Annotated in this window: 4 protein-coding genes; all 4 read right to left on the reverse strand. The window is 43.5% G+C overall.

Features of this window, described 5'->3' with window-relative positions; translation table 11 throughout:
- Nucleotides 1-175: 175 nt before the first annotated feature.
- On the reverse strand, nucleotides 176-1,561 hold the full coding sequence (locus tag IJE10_06385) for a leucine-rich repeat protein (protein ID MBQ2967727.1): 1,386 nt from the start codon (nucleotides 1,559-1,561) through the stop codon (nucleotides 176-178).
- Nucleotides 1,562-1,686: 125 nt separating this feature from the next.
- Nucleotides 1,687-2,880 (reverse strand): hypothetical protein, encoded by a 1,194-nt coding sequence (locus tag IJE10_06390; protein ID MBQ2967728.1) that lies wholly within the window; start codon nucleotides 2,878-2,880, stop codon nucleotides 1,687-1,689.
- 12 nt (nucleotides 2,881-2,892) lie between these two features.
- On the reverse strand, nucleotides 2,893-4,287 hold the full coding sequence (locus IJE10_06395) for an MBOAT family protein (GenBank protein MBQ2967729.1): 1,395 nt from the start codon (nucleotides 4,285-4,287) through the stop codon (nucleotides 2,893-2,895).
- Between the two features lie 31 nt (nucleotides 4,288-4,318).
- A complete protein-coding gene (locus tag IJE10_06400; GenBank protein ID MBQ2967730.1) occupies nucleotides 4,319-6,085 on the reverse strand; it encodes a hypothetical protein in 1,767 nt (588 codons plus the stop codon).
- Nucleotides 6,086-6,335: the final 250 nt, after the last annotated feature.

Consider the following 6,335-nt stretch of genomic DNA (forward strand, 5'->3'; position numbering starts at 1 on the left):
CGAGGATTCCGCTCCATTGCTTGCTTTTTGTCAATTTGAACTCTACCGTACCTCTGTACGCCGACGAATTCAAATTGACAAAATATAACTTCCTTTTTCTTAAGTCTACAGCGTGTCGATAGGTTTATCGACACGCTGAAAAGGAACTGTGCAACGCACAATTCCTTCTCGTTTTTTATTCGCTAATCAGCACAACTCTGCCGGCATCATTCCAACCAACCTGCGCGCCAAAAGCTTCTGCAATAACGCGCACCGGAATCATGGTTCTGTCATTGATAAGTTGTGCCGGCACATCCACCGGAATTGTCTCGCCGTTTTTGTGCATCACGTTTGCACCGATGGCAATTTCCACCACTACACCGTCACGCACCGCACGTACGGTAGACGTTGCATCATCCCAGAACACATCCGCATCCATCGCTTCAAAAATTGCACGGAGCGGAACTAAAGTTCTGTCGTTAATCAGCTCAGGATTCTGGTCATAGGTATGGAACGAAACGCGTGTTCCGTTATACAAAACCGTAATACCGCTGTTTACCGACTTATCGGTTAAAAATGAAATACTGTATTTTTTACAGGTTTCTGCCACATACGAATCCTTTGCACAGTAAATAATACAATTGTCGGAATCATATATAATATCCGAAGCCATGACTTTCACTGTGTCCGGCATGTACAGACTCTTCAAGGAAGGTATATACGCAAAAGAACCACTGGAAATCTCTTCTACACCGTAAGGAATGATAACCTCAGCTAAACCGGTTTCTCTAAATGCGCCGCTCTCAATTATTTTCAAAGAAGTCGGTAAAATAATGCTTTTCAGCGCAGAACATTCTTCAAAAGCACCACCGCTGAGACTGTTATCGATATAGGTGACAGTGTTCGGCAAATTCACTTCCTTTAAGGAAATACAGCCATTAAAAGTACCGCCGGGTACGCCGGGCGTGCCATATCCTAAGGTTACCTTTTCCAGCTTTTTGCAGTCTGCAAAAATATTCCATGCATCGCTGTGAGAATAATTAAGGTCCGGCATAAAGGGCCAGCTAAGTTCTACAAGACCTGTGTTGGAAAACGCACGATCGCCTAAGAAAGATAACCCTGCCGGCAAGTCTACCGCAGTCAAACCGGTACAATTTGAAAAAGCATAGTCGCCAATATATTTTAATCCGGCAGGCAGATTGATAAACTTAAGTTCCTCACAGTCCGAAAAAACACCGTTCTCGATTTTCTCCAGCCCCTCCGGCAATACCGCCGATTCCAAAGCCTTAGAATAGTAGCCCAGCACGCCGTTTTTCAATTCTTTAAGCTGAGAAGGAAATTTAACACTCTTCGCACGGCCAAGCGATTTTTCGGAATTGTCAATTTCTATCTTTGTAACCGGAACCCCAAACAACGTCTCGGGCACCACAACATTTTCCGCATTGCCCAGATATCCTGTAATGGTTACCTCATCATCCAGCAATTGAAATTCCCAGTCTCCTTCTGTCAACGCAAAGGCAGGTACGCAAAGACATGCCACTACAATTGCCAGCATCAAACCAAACAAAATTTTTCTTTTCATTCTTTTCACTCCTTCAAACATGATATTTTATTTTACCACAAAACCTTCTCTTTGACAACTCTTTTTTTCTCAAATTAAAAGCGACAAAAAAATTCCCGAAACTATTTTTGTTTCGGGAATTGAAATTATAAAATTTGTGTCATCAGATTGATGATGTCGGCAAAGGTTGTGGTAAAGGTGTAATTGATGATTAAGCAATCATCCACATTGTATTCTGCCACAAGGTCTGTAACCTTGCCGAAATAATTTCTCGGGTCAACCGCAATCACCGTTTCATAATCCTGCGTCAAAAGCGGAATCAATGCGTTTGCATAGGAATCCTTAATCACAAGTAAAGTTTTGCCATTTTTATTATTGGTCACAATCTTAGAGAACGGATGGTCACCGCACATAAAGATTTTAGCGTATTTTGGCATTTCTGTGGACATGGGTACGTTATAAATAACCCCTTTATAATCCACATACTGATTGTTTTCAAAAGCAGTTGCTAAAATCTCGTAATTTTTACCGAAATCCAGCCATTCCACCTTGTCTGCATACTTCTTTAAGGACAAGTCATTTACCTGGTCATAAAGTGTGCCCAAAAATCCGTCGGCAGATTGTACATTATACTCAGAAAGCTCGGTGTTCTTGCCAAGCGCTTCCTTTACATACGCCTGATACGCATAAAATGCGCCTAAAGCCGTCCAGTGGTGGTCGGTACGGAAGAACACATATTCATCCTCATGTTTTTCCAATGCACCGTACGCATCAATCGGTGTAATACGGTCGTGCATATTCTCATACACAAAATCAATGGTATCTTTTTGACTATCCGCCAAACCCTCGCTGTTGTTAAATTCAATCTGCGTCGGTGCAAGCAAGCTGAAAATGCGCACCGATTCGGGCAGGCGTTCTGCATAGCCGTTCAGCATTGCCACATACGCATCCCGGGTCGCGTTGTCTGCTTTATACACTTCCATAATGCGACCGCCCTGAATCCAAAGCGAGCCTTCGCCTGCAGTGCCCACACCCAAATCCTTTTTGGTAGAAACCACTTTACCGCTTTCGGTGGTCACGCCCTTAAAAGCGCTGATGGTTGCAGAAGCATCCATAAAATGAGAACGGAAGCCTACATTATCTGCCAGATAATCTTCAAAATCCTTTGAAAAGCTCCCCGAAAGCACCGTTTCCTTTGAAAAGGTCGGCATGGGTGTCAGCTCTCTGTTTTCCCGCTTTAACGCTTCTTCATCCTTAGGTGCCAGCACCCCGATATAGAAAAACGCAATCAAAAGGACGATGAATACGAAAACTGTGCCGTAATTTACTTTTTCTTTCATATGCATCCTCCTTTAAAATCTGAAATATAAGAACGGGTTATAGGTCTGTCCCACAAGTAAGGTAAAGGCAGTCAGCATAATCGCCGCAACCCATACGGGACAGAGTACTCTGTAAAGAGCAGGAAGCTTTTCCTTAAGCTTTTCACAAAACAGCTTAAAGGCAGGTGTTGCACACACAACCAACAAAATAAGCAGGAAAATATTACCCATAAACGCGCTTTTAAACGAAAGGTCAATCCACACACCCGTACCGCCAAAGGCAGTTACAAAGAACTGCTTGAGCCTGGACATATCCACAAAATAGAACAGCGCCCAACCAAACAAAACCAAAACATTGCTGTAAATCCAGCCCAAAACTTTCGGCAATTTTAAAAGTGCACCCTTGAAAAATTTCTTTTCAATCAGCAGGAGCATACCATAGTATAAGCCCCACAGGATAAAGTTCCAGCTTGCACCGTGCCAGAAGCCGGTTAAAAACCACACAATCAGAATGTTTCTTATGTGATGCTTGCGGTTACCGCCTAAGGGAATATACACATAATCCCTGAAAAATGTACCCAAAGAAATGTGCCATCTGCGCCAGAACTCGGTCACATTTTTGGAGATGTACGGATAATTAAAGTTTTCTAAGAATTTAAAGCCGAACATACGTCCTAAACCGATTGCCATATCCGAATAACCGGAAAAGTCATAATAAATCTGGAACGCGTACATCAAAAGGCCGAGCCACGCACCAAGAGCCGAAACGCCCGTTAAATCCTTTTCTAAGAAGCTTGCCACCACCTGACCTGCGCTGTTGGCTAAAATGACCTTCTTGAAAAGCCCTTGCGCAAACCGCATAACACCCTCTTCAAAGTCCTTGACGGTGATTCTGCGGTTGTCCATCTGGTACTGAATGTCTACATAACGAACAATCGGGCCTGCCACCAACTGCGGGAACATGGAAACATAAACCATGAACTTCAGCAGGGATTTCTGCACCTTTGCCTGACCGCGGTACATGTCAATAGAATAGGACATGGTCTGGAAGGTATAAAAGGAAATGCCAAGCGGCAATGCAAAGCCTTTAAAGGGAATGTTGGTGCCGAAAAGCATGTTCACATTGTCGATAAAGAATCCGCTGTATTTAAACACACCCAAAAGACCCAGGTTGACAATCAGCGAACAAAGCAACGCAATTTTCGCCTTGCCCGTTCCGAAATGCTTATGAATAACTCTGCCCACCACATAATCCACCAGTGAGCTGAAAATCAGTGCCAGTACATAAATGGGCTCACCCCAGGCATAAAAGAACAGGGATGCTATAATCAGCACCACATTTCTGTAGGTGTTGTTTTTATTGGCAAAATACAGCAAAAGCACTACCGGCAAAAATATGCACATAAAAAGCAGGCTTGAAAATATCATTTACGTTCTCCTTTCGGATTTTTGCACAATTTTAAGACTGTACCAAATTTAAAATCGCCTGACGAATGGAAGAGGTCATTCCCACGGGATAGTTGATGAGAATCAAATCATCAAAGGGATGCGACTGATAGAACTCTACCAGATTAAACCGTCTGGTGTATCCGCCAAAGCCGTTGAATTTTCTGGGATCCAATACATAAACCGTTTCATAATCGTTAACCACCAAGGATGCCAGCGCATTTCCGTAGGATTCCTTAACAATCATAACCGCTTTACCGTTTTTATTGCTTGTGGTGAACTTTGTGATAGGATGATCCCCACCGATGAAGGTCATATAATTGTTAAACCGCTTATCAACTGCATCGACTCTGCCTTCACCGATTGTAAGACCCATATCCTTATACGCATAACCCGAAACCTCCACAAAAGGCAGGAAGCGTTCCAACAAATCCGGGTTTGCCCGACAAACCTCTGCACCCCTCGTTCCGCTTGCAAAGCCTGCAAACGAGCCGACAAAAGCCTTCACATGAGCGGTCTTAAATTCCTCCAGTGCGGGCGTGTTGATGCCCTTGTAGTCATTAAACGCACGGTATGCATAGTAGGCACCGCGCTGTGTCCAGTGATGGTCGGTGGAAAAATAGATTTTTTCATTCGCATGCTCTGCCAGAGGCTGAACCGCATTGATGGGTACAACCTTCGGGTCGAGTGCCTTGTATGCTGTGCGGATTTTTGCAGTATGGTTTGCAGAAGAGCCCTTCGGGGCATAAAATTCGCTGGAATTGGGAACCAGAATCGAGTATGTGGTTACATTCGGAAGTGCCTGTGCTACTGCGTTAACCACACCTGCATAATTTTTTGCATCCTTTTCACCGATTCTCAGCACTTCCATCGCCATGTTGCCCGCAACATATACGCCCTTATACAGCTGCATAGGTCCGGGCAGACGGAAGTCGTCCGGCACAACGGTTGTTTCCAGCAAATCTCTGTGGTACAGCGGGCAAACCTTTGCAGTACCCGAAACCGAAATTTCTGCATCCACAACCTTTTTTACCGCATCCTCGCGCATGAACAATACATTGTGGAATGTAAATCCTTTTACATTTTCGGCATCCCCTGCACGCAGTTTATCGGTGTTGTCCGTAACCTCTACCGTTTTGCCGTGACGCGAAGCTGTAAGTCCGTTTTCCTGTACGGTCACGGTAAAACCAAGACCCTCCAACAAAGACTTTGCAGGCATAAAAAGTCTGTTTTTATAGGTCAGGGCAACCTCGTCCAAAGGAAGCACAATGCCGTTTAAATATGCCTCCGGCTTCATCGCGGAAAAAACAAGCTGATCCGTAAATTTATTGCGGATTCTTCCCTGAATCAACATATTCTTGCCAACGGTCTTTTCAAAAAAGTCCACCGGCACATAATAAGAATCCTGATAAAACTTTACAGGCATAGAAATGTTTATTTTTTCGTTGTTTTTAATAACAACCTTGCTTTCACCCTGTATTTTATATGTATTATTGCCGTCAGAAAGTACAAACATACTGTTTTTCGTGTCCCAGCCAAAGCCGTAGCCGTCATGGGTCAGAACCGCATCAGCGGGTACATAGGGAACACCGTTATAGGTAAAAAGCGTCTTTCCCAGCGGATATTCAATATTGCCCACCGCAACCGTCTGTTGCTCTGCATTTACCGTGTATCCGTCATACGCCATTGCAAGACCGATGGTCACGCAAAGACAAATCAGTATCAGCGACAGGATTCCGATTACCGCACTTCGTTTGTAGATTTTTTTCATTTTTTTCATTCGTATCTCTCCAGCTTTTTGTGGTTTTTTAAAAAATTTGCATACGCGGTATAAGTATATCATTTTCGACATTTTTTGTCAATCACTTCAGAAAGAATTTTTGTATAAAAAAAGGGGATGTAAAAAAAGTCCGGATCGCAAAAACGCGAGTATAAAGGCAAACAAAGTTTGTACAAACTTACAAGAACGACACCAAATGAAGAAAACACGCAAAGTTTTGCGTGTTTTCTTTTGATAAATGCGTTTTTGC

The organism is Clostridia bacterium (assembly GCA_017410375.1).
GTDB lineage: Bacteria > Bacillota > Clostridia > RGIG6154 > RGIG6154 > RGIG6154.

What these genes read in the sequence shown, in the direction of transcription:
- IJE10_06390 (MBQ2967728.1), bottom strand. Translation starts at nt 2,880, where the DNA reads ATGAAAGAAAAAGTAAATTACGGCACAGTTTTCGTATTCATCGTCCTT.
- IJE10_06395 (MBQ2967729.1), bottom strand. Translation starts at nt 4,287, where the DNA reads ATGATATTTTCAAGCCTGCTTTTTATGTGCATATTTTTGCCGGTAGTG.
- IJE10_06400 (MBQ2967730.1), bottom strand. Translation starts at nt 6,085, where the DNA reads ATGAAAAAAATGAAAAAAATCTACAAACGAAGTGCGGTAATCGGAATC.
- IJE10_06385 (MBQ2967727.1), bottom strand. Translation starts at nt 1,561, where the DNA reads ATGAAAAGAAAAATTTTGTTTGGTTTGATGCTGGCAATTGTAGTGGCA.